Origin of the sequence: Alloiococcus sp. CFN-8 (assembly GCF_049943125.1) — a bacterium.
Lineage (GTDB): Bacteria > Bacillota > Clostridia > Clostridiales > Clostridiaceae > JAEXZL01.
In genome coordinates this window covers 3,747,995-3,764,676 of record NZ_CP188040.1, presented here as the reverse complement: position 1 = coordinate 3,764,676, position 16,682 = coordinate 3,747,995, and the positions used below count along the sequence as shown (strand labels likewise).

The 16,682-nt window shown below is 34.6% G+C and carries 17 protein-coding genes and 1 tRNA gene; 10 read left to right on the top strand and 8 right to left on the bottom strand.

Annotated elements, in window-relative coordinates:
* Nucleotides 1–6: 6 nt before the first annotated feature.
* The 7 genes from ACPWSR_RS17825 to ACPWSR_RS17795 all read left to right on the top strand — a co-directional run bounded on the left by ACPWSR_RS17825 (nucleotide 7) and on the right by ACPWSR_RS17795 (nucleotide 7,175).
* On the top strand, nucleotides 7–612 hold the full coding sequence (locus tag ACPWSR_RS17825; RefSeq protein WP_426349571.1) for a lytic transglycosylase domain-containing protein: 606 nt from the start codon (nucleotides 7–9) through the stop codon (nucleotides 610–612).
* Between the two features lie 81 nt (nucleotides 613–693).
* Nucleotides 694–780 (top strand) — tRNA-Leu (locus ACPWSR_RS17820).
* Nucleotides 781–1,326: 546 nt separating this feature from the next.
* Entirely contained in the window at nucleotides 1,327–2,265 is a 939-nt protein-coding gene (locus tag ACPWSR_RS17815) for a type I phosphomannose isomerase catalytic subunit (protein ID WP_426349570.1), read from the top strand.
* A 234-nt stretch (nucleotides 2,266–2,499) separates the two neighbouring features.
* Nucleotides 2,500–3,552: an anion permease gene (locus ACPWSR_RS17810; RefSeq protein ID WP_426349569.1), complete on the top strand. Its 1,053-nt coding sequence runs from the start codon at nucleotides 2,500–2,502 to the stop codon at nucleotides 3,550–3,552.
* 30 nt (nucleotides 3,553–3,582) lie between these two features.
* Nucleotides 3,583–4,206 (top strand): DUF47 domain-containing protein, encoded by a 624-nt coding sequence (locus tag ACPWSR_RS17805; protein WP_426349568.1) that lies wholly within the window; start codon nucleotides 3,583–3,585, stop codon nucleotides 4,204–4,206.
* 111 nt (nucleotides 4,207–4,317) lie between these two features.
* The gene (locus ACPWSR_RS17800; protein ID WP_426349567.1) at nucleotides 4,318–4,821 is read left to right on the top strand and encodes a TspO/MBR family protein; all 504 of its coding nucleotides are present in this window, start codon (nucleotides 4,318–4,320) and stop codon (nucleotides 4,819–4,821) included.
* A 191-nt stretch (nucleotides 4,822–5,012) separates the two neighbouring features.
* Entirely contained in the window at nucleotides 5,013–7,175 is a 2,163-nt protein-coding gene (locus ACPWSR_RS17795; protein WP_426349566.1) for a DNA topoisomerase, read from the top strand.
* 45 nt (nucleotides 7,176–7,220) lie between these two features.
* On the opposite strand, the gene ACPWSR_RS17790 is transcribed toward ACPWSR_RS17795, so the two are convergent.
* From ACPWSR_RS17790 to ACPWSR_RS17765, 6 genes are all read right to left on the bottom strand, one after another.
* Nucleotides 7,221–7,925, bottom strand: a complete 705-nt coding sequence (locus ACPWSR_RS17790) for an LrgB family protein (RefSeq protein ID WP_426349565.1) — start codon at nucleotides 7,923–7,925, stop codon at nucleotides 7,221–7,223.
* Entirely contained in the window at nucleotides 7,906–8,280 is a 375-nt protein-coding gene (locus ACPWSR_RS17785; RefSeq protein WP_426349564.1) for a CidA/LrgA family protein, read from the bottom strand. Before ACPWSR_RS17785 ends, ACPWSR_RS17790 begins: the two co-directional genes overlap by 20 nt.
* An 83-nt stretch (nucleotides 8,281–8,363) precedes the next feature.
* Nucleotides 8,364–9,191, bottom strand: coding sequence for a tetratricopeptide repeat protein (locus tag ACPWSR_RS17780; RefSeq protein WP_426349563.1), 828 nt, complete (start codon nucleotides 9,189–9,191; stop codon nucleotides 8,364–8,366).
* Nucleotides 9,192–9,254: 63 nt separating this feature from the next.
* Nucleotides 9,255–10,058 carry an ABC transporter permease gene (locus ACPWSR_RS17775; protein ID WP_426349562.1) on the bottom strand — a complete coding sequence of 268 codons (804 nt, stop codon included), beginning with the start codon at nucleotides 10,056–10,058 and terminating at the stop codon, nucleotides 9,255–9,257.
* The gene (locus ACPWSR_RS17770; protein WP_426349561.1) at nucleotides 10,036–10,815 is read right to left on the bottom strand and encodes an ABC transporter ATP-binding protein; all 780 of its coding nucleotides are present in this window, start codon (nucleotides 10,813–10,815) and stop codon (nucleotides 10,036–10,038) included. The genes ACPWSR_RS17775 and ACPWSR_RS17770 overlap by 23 nt, the downstream gene beginning before the upstream one ends.
* Nucleotides 10,816–10,879: 64 nt before the next feature.
* Nucleotides 10,880–11,920, bottom strand: a complete 1,041-nt coding sequence (locus ACPWSR_RS17765) for an ABC transporter substrate-binding protein (protein ID WP_426349560.1) — start codon at nucleotides 11,918–11,920, stop codon at nucleotides 10,880–10,882.
* Between the two features lie 110 nt (nucleotides 11,921–12,030).
* Here ACPWSR_RS17765 and ACPWSR_RS17760 point away from each other — a divergent pair, with 110 nt between their 5' ends.
* A complete protein-coding gene (locus ACPWSR_RS17760; protein ID WP_426349559.1) occupies nucleotides 12,031–12,831 on the top strand; it encodes a divergent polysaccharide deacetylase family protein in 801 nt (266 codons plus the stop codon).
* A gap of 125 nt (nucleotides 12,832–12,956) precedes the next feature.
* Here ACPWSR_RS17760 and ACPWSR_RS17755 read toward each other — a convergent pair whose 3' ends face one another.
* Complete coding sequence (locus tag ACPWSR_RS17755) at nucleotides 12,957–14,240, bottom strand: D-alanyl-D-alanine carboxypeptidase family protein (RefSeq protein WP_426349558.1); 1,284 nt, start codon at nucleotides 14,238–14,240, stop codon at nucleotides 12,957–12,959.
* 154 nt (nucleotides 14,241–14,394) lie between these two features.
* Between ACPWSR_RS17755 and ACPWSR_RS17750 the strand changes: the two genes are divergently transcribed.
* Both ACPWSR_RS17750 and ACPWSR_RS17745 read left to right on the top strand, forming a co-directional pair.
* Complete coding sequence (locus ACPWSR_RS17750; RefSeq protein WP_426349557.1) at nucleotides 14,395–15,000, top strand: NUDIX hydrolase; 606 nt, start codon at nucleotides 14,395–14,397, stop codon at nucleotides 14,998–15,000.
* 92 nt (nucleotides 15,001–15,092) lie between these two features.
* On the top strand, nucleotides 15,093–15,917 hold the full coding sequence (locus tag ACPWSR_RS17745) for a mechanosensitive ion channel family protein (RefSeq protein ID WP_426349556.1): 825 nt from the start codon (nucleotides 15,093–15,095) through the stop codon (nucleotides 15,915–15,917).
* A 38-nt stretch (nucleotides 15,918–15,955) separates the two neighbouring features.
* Here ACPWSR_RS17745 and ACPWSR_RS17740 read toward each other — a convergent pair whose 3' ends face one another.
* Nucleotides 15,956–16,678: a type 1 glutamine amidotransferase gene (locus tag ACPWSR_RS17740; RefSeq protein ID WP_426349555.1), complete on the bottom strand. Its 723-nt coding sequence runs from the start codon at nucleotides 16,676–16,678 to the stop codon at nucleotides 15,956–15,958.
* Between the last annotated feature and the right edge of the window lie 4 nt (nucleotides 16,679–16,682).

Genomic DNA, 16,682 nt, shown 5'->3' with positions numbered 1-16,682 from the left:
ATGGGGATGAAGTTTGTAGGAAGGCAGTTGCTGAGGCTGACATTAGTTATATTAATATTTATATTAGGGATAATAGCTCTTCAATATGTATTTTATGTAAAGCTATATCCATACAAATATGAAGCGTCCTTAAGTAAATATAGCTTAGAGAGTTCTATAGAGGATCTATTGATTCTATCAGTAATAAAAGCAGAAAGTAAGTTTGATGAAAAGGCGTTATCTAATAAATCTGCTTATGGATTAATGCAGATAACGGAGCCTACAGCAAAAGAAATAGCTGAGCAGCTGGGTATTAAAGATTTTCATATAGATATGCTTTTTGATGCTGATATTAATATTAGGATGGGAAGCTACTATTTAAGTACGCTTATCAATGAATTTGAGGATCTTGAAACGGCAATTGCAGCCTATAATAGTGGGCTAGGGAATGTAAATAGATGGCTTACAGATGATAAGTACTCAAAAGATAAAATTACCTTATATAATATACCATTTAAGGAAACTGATAGGTATGTTAAAAAAGTCAGGGTCAATTATAATATGTATAATTTTCTATATAAGGAGTTACCTTCATATATTCCTAAAGAGTTATTAATTTTTAATAAGAATTAGTGATATTTTTTTAAAAAATACTCTTTACAAACATGATTATATGATGATATAATAACATTCGTGGCAGTGATACTGCCTCATGCGGGCGTGCTGGAACTGGCAGACAGGCAAGACTAAGGATCTTGTGTCTATAAAGGCGTGCAGGTTCAAGTCCTGTCGCCCGCACCATGTAAAAAACCTCTTTTGTCTACCCGACAAAAGAGGTTTTTTTACAATGATATCCGTTCCTCTCGGAACGGGTGATATACCTTCGATATGATATCGCACTATCGTGGGTGATATATGCCTTAGGCATATGAAGGAACGGATATTATATCATATTTGCTGTGCAAATATATCATACGGCTCTACCGTATATCATATCGCCTATGGAGATATATCATTATTCCCTAGAAAATCAAAATACAATTGAAATTTAACCCATCTTAAGATCACACTAATGTGTTCTTTTTTATTACCCTTTTTAAGTTCTTTCCCTCAATTTTAATACTATATTTATACAAGAATAATTAATGAAGTGCTCCTTTTCTTAATAATAAAAGATATATATACCTTAAAAGCGATCTAATCTATTTATTCATAGGCTATCCTTAAGTGTTATCGTTTACTCTATAAAACCCTTTATTTTACATAGAAATTTGTAGAAAAAATATGTAATTAATAATATAATTATAATACATTGCTATGTTTAACAGTATATGGAGGAGGTAGGAAATGTATCCTATAAGGTTCGAAAATTTATATTATGAGAAAATCTGGGGAGGTCGTGATTTACAGGAATTTAGAGATAATCTTCCCGAAGGGAATATAGGTGAAAGCTGGGATATAGCATGTCATAAAAATGGCACTGGTATTGTGGCTAATGGGAATCTAAAAGGAAAATCCTTTGATATATTAATTGAAGAGCTAGGAGATAAGCTTCTGGGTAAAAAGATAGATAAAAATGAATTCCCTCTCTTAGTAAAGCTTATTAATTCACAAGACAAGCTCTCTGTTCAAGTTCATCCTGGTGATGATTATGCAAAGGAATATGAAGGAAGCTTAGGGAAAACTGAGGCGTGGTATGTAATTGAGGCTAAGCCTGGAGCAAGACTGATTGTAGGAACTAAGTCCTGCACTAAGGATGAATTTAAAAAGGCTATTACAGAAGAAAAGCTTGAGGCTTATCTAAATATCATCGAAGTAAAAAAGGGAGATAGCTTTTTAATTAAAAGTGGCTTGATACATGCAATCTGTGAGGGGGTAATTATTGCAGAAATTCAACAAAACAGTGATATAACCTATAGAGTATATGACTATGGAAGACCAAGAGAAATTCATGTAGAAAAAGCTCTGGAGGTTTCACAGCTTAATCTTGAGGCTATAAATCTAAGTGATAAGCCTTTGGTGGAATATGAAGGATATTCCCATGGAGAACTATGCAGGAGCGATTATTTCGTTATTGAAAAGCTAGTTATAAATAATTATTTTGGTACAAGCAATGCGGATTATTTTGAAATAATAACTGTCGTGGACGGCAAAGGAGTTATCAAAGGTGAGAATTATATGGAAGCTTTATCAAAAGGTGATAGTTATTTAATACCTGCTTCCTTGGGGGATTATCAAATAGAGGGAGAGGTAGTAGTTCTGAAAAGTCATCCTATAGTCTATTAATTCCTGTTTGAATCTGTCTTTTGAGCCATTTAAAGATTAGATTATATCTTATAAATTATTTATATACAAAATAATTAGATAATTATAATTTGAATAAAATTTCAATAAAATTATTGCAATGGTTAATAATTTCGTGATATCTTAGATTTGGTATAGGGAATTTTGGGAAGGTTATCCGAGTATATTTGTTTTTTTATGTGTTATGATGAAGGATAAGAAGGAAAGGAGTAATTTATGACTATAAGTTTGTCGGAATTTCTTAATCAACTAGTTTCAAACCCTGCTCTTATTATTACAACTATTTTAACTCTAGGTGTAATTTTAGTAAATGGGTGGACTGATGCTCCCAATGCCATAGCAACCTGTGTATCCACTAGGGCTATGACACCTAGGGCTGCTATAATAATGGCAGCGATATTTAATTTTTTAGGTGTTTTTTTTATGACCCTAGTAAATGCTACTGTTGTGCAGACTATTTACAAGATGGTGGACTTCGGTGGTGACTCTCAGGAAGCATTAGTTGCTTTATGCGCGGCATTATTTGCCATAGTTTTATGGGCTACAGCTGCCTGGTATTTTGGTATCCCTACCAGTGAAAGTCATGCTCTTATAGCAGGTCTCTCTGGCGCTGCCATCGCTCTTCAGGGTGGATTATCAGGAATTAATGGTAGTGAATGGATAAATGTCGTATATGGACTAGCTTTATCAACGGTATTAGGATTTTTAATGGGTTGGTCAGTGGTTAAGATAGTTGGAATGATATTTAGAAATATTGATAGAAGAAAAACCCATGGTTTTTTTCAGGGAGCACAGATTACTGGGGCTGCAGCAATGGCCTTCATGCATGGTGCACAGGATGGACAAAAATTTATGGGAGTATTCATGCTGGGTATGTTTTTAGCACAAGGGCAAGGTAATGTTCAAAACTTTGTAATTCCCATCTGGCTTATGATTCTTTGCTCTGTAGTTATGGGAATAGGAACCTCTATAGGGGGCTATAAGATTATTAAGGCAGTAGGAATGGATATGGTTACCTTAGAGAAGTATCAGGGATTTTCAGCAGATATAGCAGCGGCTGGTTGCTTATTAATAGCATCGGTTACTGGAATTCCTGTAAGTACAACCCATACGAAAAATACCTCAATAATGGGTGTAGCTGCAGCTAAGAGAATAAGTGCAGTTAATTGGGGAATAGTTAAGGAAATGGTATTGACTTGGATACTTACTTTTCCAGGCTGTGGATTAATAGGCTACTTAATGGCTCATTTATTCATGTGGATATTCTAAATAAATTAATTTGAAAAAAGGGGTAAGAAGATGGCTAGTAAAAAGACCAATAGTTATTTTGAAGCATTTGTTGAATTAGTAAACTATTCTATAGATGCTGCAACGATGTTAAATGATATAATCAGTGACTTTAATCCTGAGTTAATCGAAGGTAAAATAAAAGAGATGCATGATATCGAACATAGAGCTGACCTTAGAAAGCATGAAATTATGAATAAGCTTGCTAAGGAATTTATAACTCCAATAGAAAGAGAAGATATTATACAGCTATTCACAGAGATAGATAATGTCACTGATAGTATCGAAGATGTTTTAATAAAAATGTACATGTTTTGTATAACTTCTGTAAGATCAGAGGCTAAAGAATTTTCAGCTCTTCTTATAAAGTGCTGTGATGCTCTTAAGAAAATGATGATAGAATTCCCTAACTATAAGAAATCTACAGTTCTTCATCAGTTGATTATAGAAATAAATGATTTAGAAGAAGAAGGAGATAAGCTTTATACTAATGGTATAAGAAATCTTTATTTAAATTCAAAGGATCCTATCGAACTAATGACCTGGACAGAAACCTTTGAAAGGTTTGAAAAGAGCTGTGATGCCGTGGAGCATGCGGCCAATGTAGTAGAAAGTGTTGTTATGAAAAATTCATAGAAGAAGATTAAGGCGTCCTTTACGATGCCTTTTTATTTTTGCTTTTGAAAATATAATAGAGAGGTAAAGAAGTGAATATATATATGGTATAAGCTTTAAGGGGTGTTAGAATTGGATAAAATAAAAATAAAAAATAACTTTAACCTAGGAAATTTCATAATTGCAGTGCTGCTTCCACTGACAGTAGGTTTTATTGCTGGGAGATTGAATTCGCAGAGTATGGAGATATACACAGGTTTTGAAAAACCAGCCTTTTTTCCTCCGGCATGGGTTTTTCCAGTAGTTTGGACTATACTATATATTTTGATGGGAATAGCTTCTTATTTGGCTTGGAGTAGCAGCACTTCAAAGAAAGAGGCGAGAAGTGCCTTAACCTTTTATCTTATTCAGCTGGGGCTGAATTTTGCATGGACTTTTATATTTTTCACCTGTAAATTATATGGGCTTGCCTTCATTGAGCTAATCCTCTTGCTTATATTTGTTATTATAACAACAGTTAAGTTTTGTAAGATAAGCAAAGTAGCTGGACTAATGATGATTCCGTATATTATATGGCTTTTGTACGCTGGAGTTCTAAATTTCTACATTTGGAAAGCCTATGAGATGACTGCTTAGGGAGTGAAAATTTTAATCTTTACTTTTTAAAAGTTCTATTTATATTTGATGGTCTGAAGGTCTATGGTTATAATAAAGATAATGCATATATTATTATATATAAGAAATTCTACTTTAATTTAAAGAAAATTAATTTTTAAAGATGTGGATACCTGGGGCAGGCAGTATTAGAGAGGAGTTGGGGTCAAAATATGGGAGTAGCATTAATCTTAGCTGAGAAGCCGTCTGTTGCTAGAAATATAGCACAGGCTCTGAAGGTAAAAACAAGAAGAGATGGTTATTTTGAAAATGAGGAGTATATTGTAACCTGGGCTTTTGGTCATCTTTTGCAGCTTTATGATGCAAAGGATTATGATAAGGATATGAAAAGCTGGAGGATAGAAAAGTTTCCTTTTATACCAGAAAACTTTAAATATAAGGTTAAGAGTGATTCCAAGAATAAAAGCTCTGCAGATACCGGTGCTAAAAAACAGCTGGAAATAATTAAAGGCTTATCAGCTAAAAATGAAGTGGATAGAATAATATCTGCAGTGGATGCTGATAGGGAGGGTGAGGTCCTAGCTACTGAAATATTGACCTATTTAAAGATAAAAAAGCCTATATATAGACTCCTTCTTAATGAATGGACTGAGGAGGAGGTATGTAGGGGGATGGATAAGCTGGTTCCTATAAAAGAAATGCAGCCACTGCAGGATGCTGGTCTTAGTAGACAGCTAGCTGACTGGATAATAGGTATTAATCTTACCTCAATCACCACCCTTACTTACGGAGAGAGAAAAAGGATGCTTAATATAGGTAGAGTTCTGCTTCCTACCTTAAAGATAATATATGATAGAGATAAGGAAATAGAGAACTTTCAGGAATCCTCCTATTATAAGCTATTAGGAGTTTTTAAAAGAGGAACTTTAGAAGAGTTCGAAGGTACTTATTATGAAGAGGAAAATGAAAAGTTTGAGGATAATGTTTATCTAGAAGGTCTTAGAGAGCTTTTAAAGGATAAAAAGGCTAAAGTCATAGATAAAGTAGTTACTAGAAAAAAAGAATATCCTCCACTGCTTTTTAATCTATCAAATCTTCAAGGTCATGTTACAAGTAAATACAAAGGCTGGACTTCAGACAAGGTTTTAAAGGTTGCTCAATCACTTTATGAGAAGAAGTTTATTACATATCCACGTACAGGAAGCGTTGCCCTAGAGGAAAGTCTTAAGGACAGGGCGAAAAAAGTATTGGAGGTAGTAAAAAAGGATTTACCCTTTGAAAGGGATATAAGGTTTACTACTAGTAAAAGAGTTTTTGATAATAGTAAGGTTGAAAGTCATAGTGCTATTATGCCTACATATATGGTTCCCTCTGGGCTGACAGGAGATGAAAGAATAGTCTATGAAGCTATCAAAAATAGATTTATTATGCAGTTTATGCCTATTGCTGAATTTGATGAAACTATCTTGAAGGTTAAGGTGCTAGAGGATAGGATACCAGGGGAATTTATTGCTAAAGGTAGGATACAGCTAATAGAGGGATGGAGAGTAGTGGAAAAGATAGAATCAAAGGATACTATTCTGCCTTCAGTAGAAAAGGAGGAGCTTTTAGATGTAGTAGACAGCTCCGTTAATAAGGTAGTAAAAAAACCACCTAAAAGTCACACTGAAAAAACACTCCTAAGAGTAATGGAAACCTGCGGCAAGTCATTTAAGGCTGAGGACAGCGAGGAAGACTCTGAAGAGATGATGAAGGCTATTTTGAGCGGCTTTAGCATTGGTACACCGGCTACTAGAGCTGAGACTATCAAGAAGCTAAAGGATGTAGGCTATATCACCACAAAGGGCAAGAGCCTAAAATGCACTGAATTAGGTAAAAATATCGTTGAAACCTTCCCAATAAAGGAATTGTTGGATTTAGAATATACTGGTAGATTAGAAAAAACCCTATCAGATATAGAAAAAGAGAAGTATAGTAAAGAGGACTTTCTCCAGATGATAAAGGAATTTACTGTATCCTCAGTGGGTATCATTAAGGAAAGCTATATGAAAAATGGATCTAAAGCTAATACTACAGGAACAAAGGAAGAGATTGGTAAGTGTCCTGAGTGTGGCTGTTCAGTGATAGAAAATTCTAAGGCCTTTGGTTGCTCTAACTGGAAGAATGGCTGCAAGTTTACAATTTGGAAGGATGATAAATATATAACCTCCTTTAACAAAACCGTATCGAAGGAAATGGTTGAACTCCTTCTCAAAAACGGAAAGGTAGGCTTCAGGAATCTAAAGAGTAAAAAGGGCAATGTGTTCAGTGCTTATTTTATTTATGAAAAGGATGCTGAAACCGGTGCTTACAAATGGAGAATGGAGTTTATATAAAAAAAATCATAGAGATAATTCTCTATGATTTTTTTGTAAGATATCCTAAAAGGGTAATAAGCTAGAAAAGTATATCAAGATAGGGGCGAGAAAAACTGTGATAATACCAGCGATACCAATAGAAAGACTGCTCATAGCACCTTCTATTTCCCCCATCTCTAGAGCTTTTGTAGTTCCCATAGCATGGGCAGCGGTACCCATGGCAACACCAACGGCAATTTCATTTTTGATATTAAATATCCTGCATAGGAGAGGTCCGGCAACAGCACCTATTATACCTGTTATTATTATTGCTGCTACTGTTATGGAGGATATACCTCCCATAGATGCACTTACCTCTATACCTATAGCAGTAGTAACAGATTTAGGTATAAGTGATGCTGTTAACTCTGCTGAGAGGTTAAATAGTTTTGATAAAATAATTATAGAAATCAAACCCACTAAGCTGCCAACGAAAATTCCTAAAAATATCGGAAGAAAATATTTCTTTAAAAGCTGCATCTGCTTGTATAGAGGTACGGCTAATACCACTGTCGCTGGGCCTAATAGCATATTTATTACCTCACCACCCTTATTAAAGCTTTCATAGCTTATACCTGTTAAGGAAAGAAAAGCAATGTTTAGCAGTATTGCTATAAGCAGCGGATTTAATAGGGGAGATTTAAATTTCTTTTGAATGTAAAGTCCTATTTCAAAGGATGCTAGGCATAATAGAATTCCAAATAAAGAGTTATTTATCACTGTGTTCATCGGGGCACCTCTTCTTAAGTTTTTGTATGTATTCTACTGTTTTTCCTGTGACAACAAATATTATGAAGGTTGTTATAATACTTACGAATAAAATACCTATCCAATTGTCCTTTATTATTCCAAGAGAATTCATAAGACTGACACCTGCTGGGATAAAAAAGAAGGCTAAATGGTTTAAAAAGAAATTTGCGGTGTTTTCAATTGCTTTAATATCAATTCCTTTAGTAAGCAAAAGGATAAGTAGTATAATCATACCTACAATGTTTCCTGGGATGATTAGATTGAAGGCTTCAGTAATTATAAGGCCTAATATATATATACCAATTATAATCAATAGTTCTCTTAAGTATTTCATTTCATTCTCCTTTATAGTTAATTATTATATTTTTTCACTATATTAGAAAAATATAATTATTTTCCTTCAAAAGAAAGAAAGGCCTAAACAACAGCCTTGCTTTTTTCTATGATTTCTATTTGATTTTGAATTTCTTCTTTGGTTAAATCTGTAAGAAAACTTTCCTTAAAAGATGCTGCGGTTTTTAACATTTCTAAGGCTTTATCTATGCTGCCTTTTTCCTTCAGTATTAAGCCGTAATAATAATAAGGCTCAGCAAAGGTTGGGTTCTCAGGTATAAGCTTTGAGTATATATCTTCAGCCTTTTCAAGCTCATTCCTGTGATAATAGGTCTGTGCAAGATTGTCCTTTATTATTGTGCTGCTTTCGTTATATTCTAGGGCTTCATTATTAAAAGAAAGGGCTTTATCTAAATCTCCTTGAACTATAAGAAGGTAACCTAGGCTCTCGTATAAAGTTGAATTTTTGAATTCCTGAAAAACCTCTTCAAGAGTGCTTACTGCAAGCGCTATATTACCTTCCTTCCAGTATACCAGAGCAAGAGTCATTTTTAACTGAGACCTTTCCTGCAGATTTAGTGCTTCTCTCCTTTGCAGAGCTTCTAATATTTCTTTAGATTTTTCTACTTCCTTCTCCTTAAGTAAAAGATAACCGTAGCTAGTAATAACTCTTGGAGATGAGGACTTTAGGCTGGAAGCTCGCTGAAACCAGTGTAGAGCTTGTTCCTTATTTCCTTTTGAAAAATGTCCATTACCAATTAAAGCATATATAAAGCTTCTGGAATTATATAGTTTATATAGAACAAATAAAAGGATCAGCGCTATCCCTAAAAATGGATTGGTATTAAAGGTGATGAATAACAGTATAGCTATAACAAGCAGAGTAATAAGAAGTTTTGGGTTGTTTTTCATTTGTTCCCTCCAAAATAGTAATTTACATTAATTATACTATGAAAAAATATATAATTAAATATTTTAGTACTTTCTTATTATTCTCTTTTCATAAGCTGCAACTGCTATATACATTAAAAAGGCAAGGATAGACAAAATTATAATTGACATCATTACCATATCTAGCTGGGCAATTTGACCTCCATATACTATTAAAAATCCCAGGCCATCCTTAGCTACTAAAAATTCTCCCATAATTACTCCTACCCAGGATAGACCAACATTTATCTTTAAGGCTGATATGAAGGTTGGAACTGAGGCTGGAAAGATTAAGTGCTTAAGAATCTGTAGCTTACTAGCACCAAAGGTTTTTAAGAGCTTTATTTTATCTTCATCAACGCTCTTAAAACCAGAAAGCACACTAATTATTGTTACAATAGTAGATATAAGCAGTGCCATGACGATTATAGAAGCCATTCCATTCCCAGCCCAGAAGATGATGATAGGACCTAGAGCTACCTTAGGAAGTGCATTTAATACTACAAGATAAGGATCGAAGACTTTAGAAATAAAGTCGGACCACCATAATATCATAGCTATTATTGTTCCTACTACTGTACCTAAAACAAAGCCAACAATAGTTTCAAAGCAGGTAATTGCAATGTGCTTGAAAAGAATACCTTCCTTATAAAAAGTGATTAATGATTTAACTATTCTTGAAGGGGAGCTGGTGAGGAAGGGATCAATCCAACCCCATACAGCAGCAAGCTCCCAAAGAAGGATTAAAAACGCTAATATAGACACTCTAGTAAAGGTAAGCATAAATTGATTTTTTTTTGTTTTCTTAAGATAAGCTTGATGCTCATCACTTATTTTTAAGTTCTTCAACAACATCTATCTCCTTCCATATTTTATTGTAATAAACACGGAACTCCTGTGCCTCTCTTCTTGATAGAGGAGTTTTATAGTTACTATCAAAGTCTAAGGAGAAAATACTTTTAATAGTAGAAGGTCTTTTGCTCATAACAACTAGTCTAGATGAAGTAGATACTGCTTCTGATATATCGTGGGTAACCATTACAACGGTCTTACCAGCTTTTTTTATAATTTGATAAATTTCATCACATACCATAAGCCTTGTTTGAGAGTCTAAAGCAGAGAAAGGCTCATCTAATAATAGTATTCTTGGAGATAAGGCAAGAGTTCTTATCAAGGCAACTCTCTGTCTCATTCCTCCAGATAATTCATTGGGATAATAGTTTTTGAAGTCAGAGAGACCGTAAGAAGTGAGCATATCTTCGATGAAACTTTTTTTTTCATGATTATATTCTCCTTTAATTTTTAACCCTAGGATAACATTTTCCCATAGATTAAGCCAAGGGAATAGATGATCCTTTTGAAACATGTAGCCTATTTGATCTAGGTTTGAGGACATTTTTTCCCCTTCAAATAGCACTTCCCCTCGTGAAGGGGCTATAAGTCCAGCAACAATATTTAATAAAGTAGATTTTCCGCAGCCGGAGGGGCCGATTATAGTGATAAATTCTCCTTCCTCAATTTTAAGGTTGATATTATCTAGTACTGTTGTTTCTCCCTCTATTGAATGATAGTTCATAAAAACATCTTTAATTTCTAGGAAACTCATTTTCTCACCCCTTTTATAAAGTACCAAGCTCCAGTAATCATACTGAAGCTTGAAATTATAGCTGTTACTTTAATTCCTTTTGAAGGACTTTTTCTGCAAAGCTATTATCTACAATATCCATTATAGGTGGACGTTTAGGTATAAGCTGAGAATCATAGGATTGGATTATATCCATCAATCTGGTCATGTCTTCCTCCTTCACATAAGGAGTTTGTGAGTAAGCGTCTATTTCTTTATAGTTAGCTATAACTTTAATTATTGTAGCTTCATCGGTACCAGGGAAGAAATCAATAATCGCCTTAGCTATATCTTCATTTGCGGTGCTATTAACCCATTGCTGTCCCTTATATATTGCTCTGGTAAAGCTTTCTATTATTTCGGGATTATCCTTCATATAGGATTTTGTGGCGTAAAAGCAGGTGTAGGGAAGAGTACCTGCAGACTTTCCTATAGAGGCTACAATGTGTCCTGAGTTTTCCTTTTCTAAAGCACTGGCAGAAGGTTCAAATAAGGCAACATAATCACCGGTTCCACCCTTGAAGGCGCCGGCAGTAGCATTAAAAGCGATATTAGTGATGAGATTTAAATCACTTTTTATATCTATGCCATGATTTTTTAGCACATACTCCAGAGCCATTTCTGGCATACCACCAGGACGTCCACCAACTACTGTTTTACCTTTTAAACCTTCCCAAGAGAAATCTTTTTCTTCAGTTCTGCTAACCAGAAAGGAGCCATCCTTTTGAGTTAACTGTGCAAAAACAACTGGGTAATCCTCTCGCCCCTGATTGTATATATAAATAACCTGTTCAGGACCTGAGAATCCAATCTGAACGCTACCACTAAGTAGCTGCTGCATAGTTTTGTCGGCTCCCTGGCCAGTTGTAATCTCTAGCTCTAATCCTTCTTCCTTAAAGTAGCCATTAGTAACTGCCGCATAAAGAGGAGCATAAAAAATAGATCTAGTTACTTCATTTAGCTCTATTTTCACAATTTCTTTATCTCCATCCTTAGGTGGTGTATCCACTTTTTTACAGGATATTAAAGTAGAAAATAACAATACTAATAAAGTAACACCAGCTAGATTTTTAATTAGTTTTTTCATTACTAACCTCCTAATAAATACTTTCAATGTTATAATATGTTGCTTCATAGTTATTGCTAATTATTATTGTTTAAATCTATAAGTAATAAATATTTAAGGGGAGAACTATAATGATAAAAAATAAGAATGTTCAACTAACAGCTTTTATTAGCGCACTAATAATTTCTATAACCATAGGGAAAAATATAGTTGCTTCACCAGTGATTAAAGATGAAGCTAAAGGTTATATAGCTGTGGTCATAGATGATTTTGGCAATAGGAGCGAGGGTACTGAGGATATGCTAAACCTAGGAATACCTGTAACCGCAGCAGTAATGCCTTTTTTAGAAACCTCTGCAAAAGATGCAGCAGCGGCAATTGATAAAGGACATGAGGTTATACTTCATCTTCCTATGGAGCCTGAAATAGGGAAGGCTAGTTGGCTTGGTCCTAAGGGTATTACTGTGAACCTATCCACAGAAGAAATAGAAAATAGGGTTATGGAGGGTCTGGATAACATTAAATATGCAACAGGAATTAATAATCATACAGGATCAAAAGCCATGAAGGATGAAAGAGTAGTATCTGCTGTTCTTAAAATTGTTAAGGAAAAAAGGTTATCCTTTTTGGATAGTAAAACTACAGATGCTAAGGTAGCTGAAAGAATATGCAGTGAAGAGGGAATAAAATATTATAAAAGAGATTTGTTTTTAGACCATAATAATAATATTCCATACATAGAAAAGCAGCTGGAAGCCGCAGGAGATAAAGCTTTAAAGGAAGGCTATGCCATTGTTATTGGTCATGTGGGACCTGCTGGAGGGAAAACAACAGTGCAGGCCCTGAAAAATAAAATTAGGACATTACAGGATAAAGGAATTGTATTTGTACGTCTTTCTGATATACCTATTAGCTGTAACAATCATAATTAGAGTTAAAGGATTAATCATGAACATATGTATTATTTAACATAATAAGCCTGATATCTATGTGATACCAGGCTTAATAAAAATTCTATATACATTTAAAAAGGTTCTTTAAAAATTATTCTTATTTTTTAGTATCTGCTTCTTCTCCTTGATCTTCTATAGCCTCTGGAGCCTTTAGGGCCTTTGGCAATAAGTTTTATGATAACGAAAAGCAGAACTAATGCCAAAAGTATAATTACAGCAGCTACTGCATAAAGGACTATGTTCTCCTTTATTAAATCAGAGGTGCTTATATCTGCATTTAAGGTATAATTTTTGGAGTTATTTCTTACACTAACCTTATAGGTACCTTCAGGGTTCTTGGCTAGTTCCCAAGCATCCTTAGCAGAAACAGAAATGGTTCCTGAAGCTTCTGCTTTATTGATTTCATTATCATATAAAGTAACATCTTCCCTTAAGGTCATTGGGACAGATACAGTTTTTTCAGGACCGAAGAATTTAAAGGCTTTATAGGTTAGCTCATAATTACCTACTATATCATTTGCTTTTTGAGTAGTGGTCTTTTCAGCATTAAAGCTATAATCGATTATGGCATTCATATCATTAAATACGCTGATATCCTGAGCATCATAGGCTGATCTCATTACAACACCTATAATAGTTCTATCATCTCTTTCATAGATTGCTGCTAAGCATCTTCCAGCAGGGTCGGTATAGCCGGTTTTACCACCAATTGCACCATTTTTTCCTACATTTTTGTTGCGATTTTCAATCTTTATAGGTAAATTATTTGAGGTGGTAATTGTGTCTTCTTCTAAAGCCATAACTTCACGAACCCACTGATTTTCATAAGCCTTCTGGGTAATAAGTGCTAATTCATAAGGTGTTGTATAATGGTCAGGATCATGAAGGCCGTTGGGATTGGTGAAATGTGTATTTGTAAGTCCCCAATCCTTAAATCTGCTATTCATTAGATTAGCAAATTCCTCTGTGCTATTTGCTAGGGCATCGGATATTACATAAGCAATATCATTTCCAGAAAATAATAGCAGTGCCTTCATTACATCATCAGCTGTCATTGTTGTGCCTAGGTTTATAGGACCGAAGCTACTATATAATGAATAAGCCGGTTGAGATAGAGCTGTTTCAGTAAATGGTAATATGTCTGTCTTCTGTTTATTTTCTGCCAGAAGAATTGCTGTCATAAGCTTACTTATGCTGGCAGGGTAGGATTTTTCATCTGCTGCTTTAGCGTAAATAACCTCTCCAGTGTCAGCATCTATTGTAATTGCAAAATCACCGATTATTTCCGGCGGAACCTCTGCTGCACTTGCCTTCGCGCTAAATAAAGGGCTGATTAAATTTATTGATAAAGTAACTGCTAGTATACTAATTATTCTTTTTAATTTCACTTCGATCTCTCCATATTCTATCAGGTAAGTTTTTATAATTAACAAAGCTAGTATAACAAAATTATACCTTAAGCACAACCTTAAGGACATAAAATGTTAGCTTTATGATTATGGAAAACAATAGTATAATACCCTTGAGGTGATTGATTTGTACTTGAAGAATATACGGAATATTTTTCTGAATAGAAAAGGAAATTTAATTGGAAAATATAAAAGAGCTGCTGTTATGATACTCATTGGAGAGCATGAAGGAGAAGAGTGTATTATTTTTGAAAAGAGGGCACTTACCTTAAGGAGTCAGCCTGGAGATATATGTTTCCCTGGAGGAAGGATTGAAGAAGGAGAAAGCCCTAAGGAAGCAGCCATAAGAGAAACCTCTGAAGAATTGGGTATAGCTCCTGAAGAAATAGAAGTCCTAGGAGAGATGGATTATCTTGTTAGCCCCTATGGTTCAATTATGTACCCCTTCGTAGGTGTATTGAAAAACAATGATCTTAACCCTAATCCTGCGGAGGTACATAGTATTATCAGAATTCCTTTAAGATTTTTCATGGAAAATGAACCATTGCTCCATGAAGTGGCTATAGTGCCTCAAATTACAGAGGATTTTCCCTATCACCGGATCGCCGGCGGCAAGACCTATAATTTTACAAAGGGTAAATTGCTTCAGCATTTTTACACCTATAATGAAACAAATATTTGGGGCTTTACTGCAATGATAACTAAGGCCTTTGTGGATACCTTTAAAAGCAAAGTATAGTAGTTTTCAGCTACAGGATTTTTATGTAATTTTACTCCTAAGATAATTTATAAAGAGCTTTATAAAGTGACTACAGGGAGAGGACAATGGTAATGGATAGAATAATAAATACACTAATTGATTTTGCATTGACCGCAGGAGTAACCTTAATAACAGCATTATTTATAGTGATTTTAGGTTTCAAATTAGTAAAGCGTCTTATTGAAATAATTCAAAGAGGGAAGGGCTTTAGGAGGATTGATTTAAGCGTACAGACCTTTATAGTAAGTTTTATTTCAATAATATTAAAGATAGTAATAATCCTAACAGCAGCTGCTGTTTTAGGTGTGCCCATGACCAATGTAGTTGCATTAATCGGCTCCGCTGGGCTTGCCATAGGACTTTCCTTACAGGGAAGCCTCAGTAACCTTGCTGGAGGACTTATGATACTTCTTTTTAGGCCTTTTAAGGTTGGTGATTACATCGAATATACTAATTTTGCCGGAACGGTAAAGTCCATAACAATTTTATATACCCAGCTATTAACTATAGATAATAAATTAGTAGTAATCCCTAATGGAAGTATTTCCAATGGCACAGTAACAAATTACAGTAGTGAAGCCCTGCGCAGAGTAGATTTAGAATTTTCTGTGGGCTATAAGGAAAGTATAGATAAGGTAAAGGAAATACTATATAAGGCTATAGAGAAAAATTCATTAATACTAATGGAACCAGAGCCACCTTTTGTAGGTGTATCTACTTATGGTAATAATGCAATGATATATATATTGAAAGTATGGACATTAAATGAGAATTACTGGCCTTTAATATATGAATTAAAAGAAGAAGTTAAGAGAGTCTTTGATAAGAACTCAATAGAAATCCCGCTCCCACAGCTTGATGTACATTTGGCTAGAAATAAATCCTCTCAGGTGTAATAAAGGGAAAAAAGTAAAACCGGGCTTAATGTCCGGTTTTATTTTGTCAACCTATTAATCATAGTTTCTTTTGCTTTAATCTCAAAGTCATCATCCAATGGTTCTAAATTGACTTCTCCATACTTATTCTCCAATGCGTTTTTTATCAATCTATCAGCTAGTTCAGGATTCTTAGCAAGGAGAGATCCATGGAAATAGGAACAGTAGGTGTTTTTATAAATGCAGCCCTCATATCCATCGGATCCGTTATTGCCATAGCCTTTTACTACTTTTCCTAAAGGCGCTAATTCACCAATATAGGTTCTGCCAGAGTGGTTTTCAAAGCCTACATATGTTTCCTTAAAAGCTTCATTTTCTACCACAGTATTGCCGATGAACCTTTTATCTCCACCTTCAGTGTAGATGTCGAGGATTTCTAAACCCTTAAGCTTTTCTCCATCTGGTGTTATATAGGAATTACCTAAAAGCTGATAACCACCACAGATAGCTAAGAGCACCTTGGCTTCTTCTACGTATTCCTTTAAGGCCTGTTGTTTTTCTCCAAATAAATCCTCTGCCACAATGGATTGCTCATAATCCTGGCCACCGCCGAAAAATACTATATCATACAGTTCTTTTTGAAAAGGCTCTCCTAGTGAAAGGTTATGAATATTTACCTTAATTCCTCTCTCTTCACAGCGATTTTTTAGTATAAGTATGTTTCCTAAGTCTCCATAGACGTTTAATAAATCAGGATAAAGATGACATATATTTAATTCCATTTAA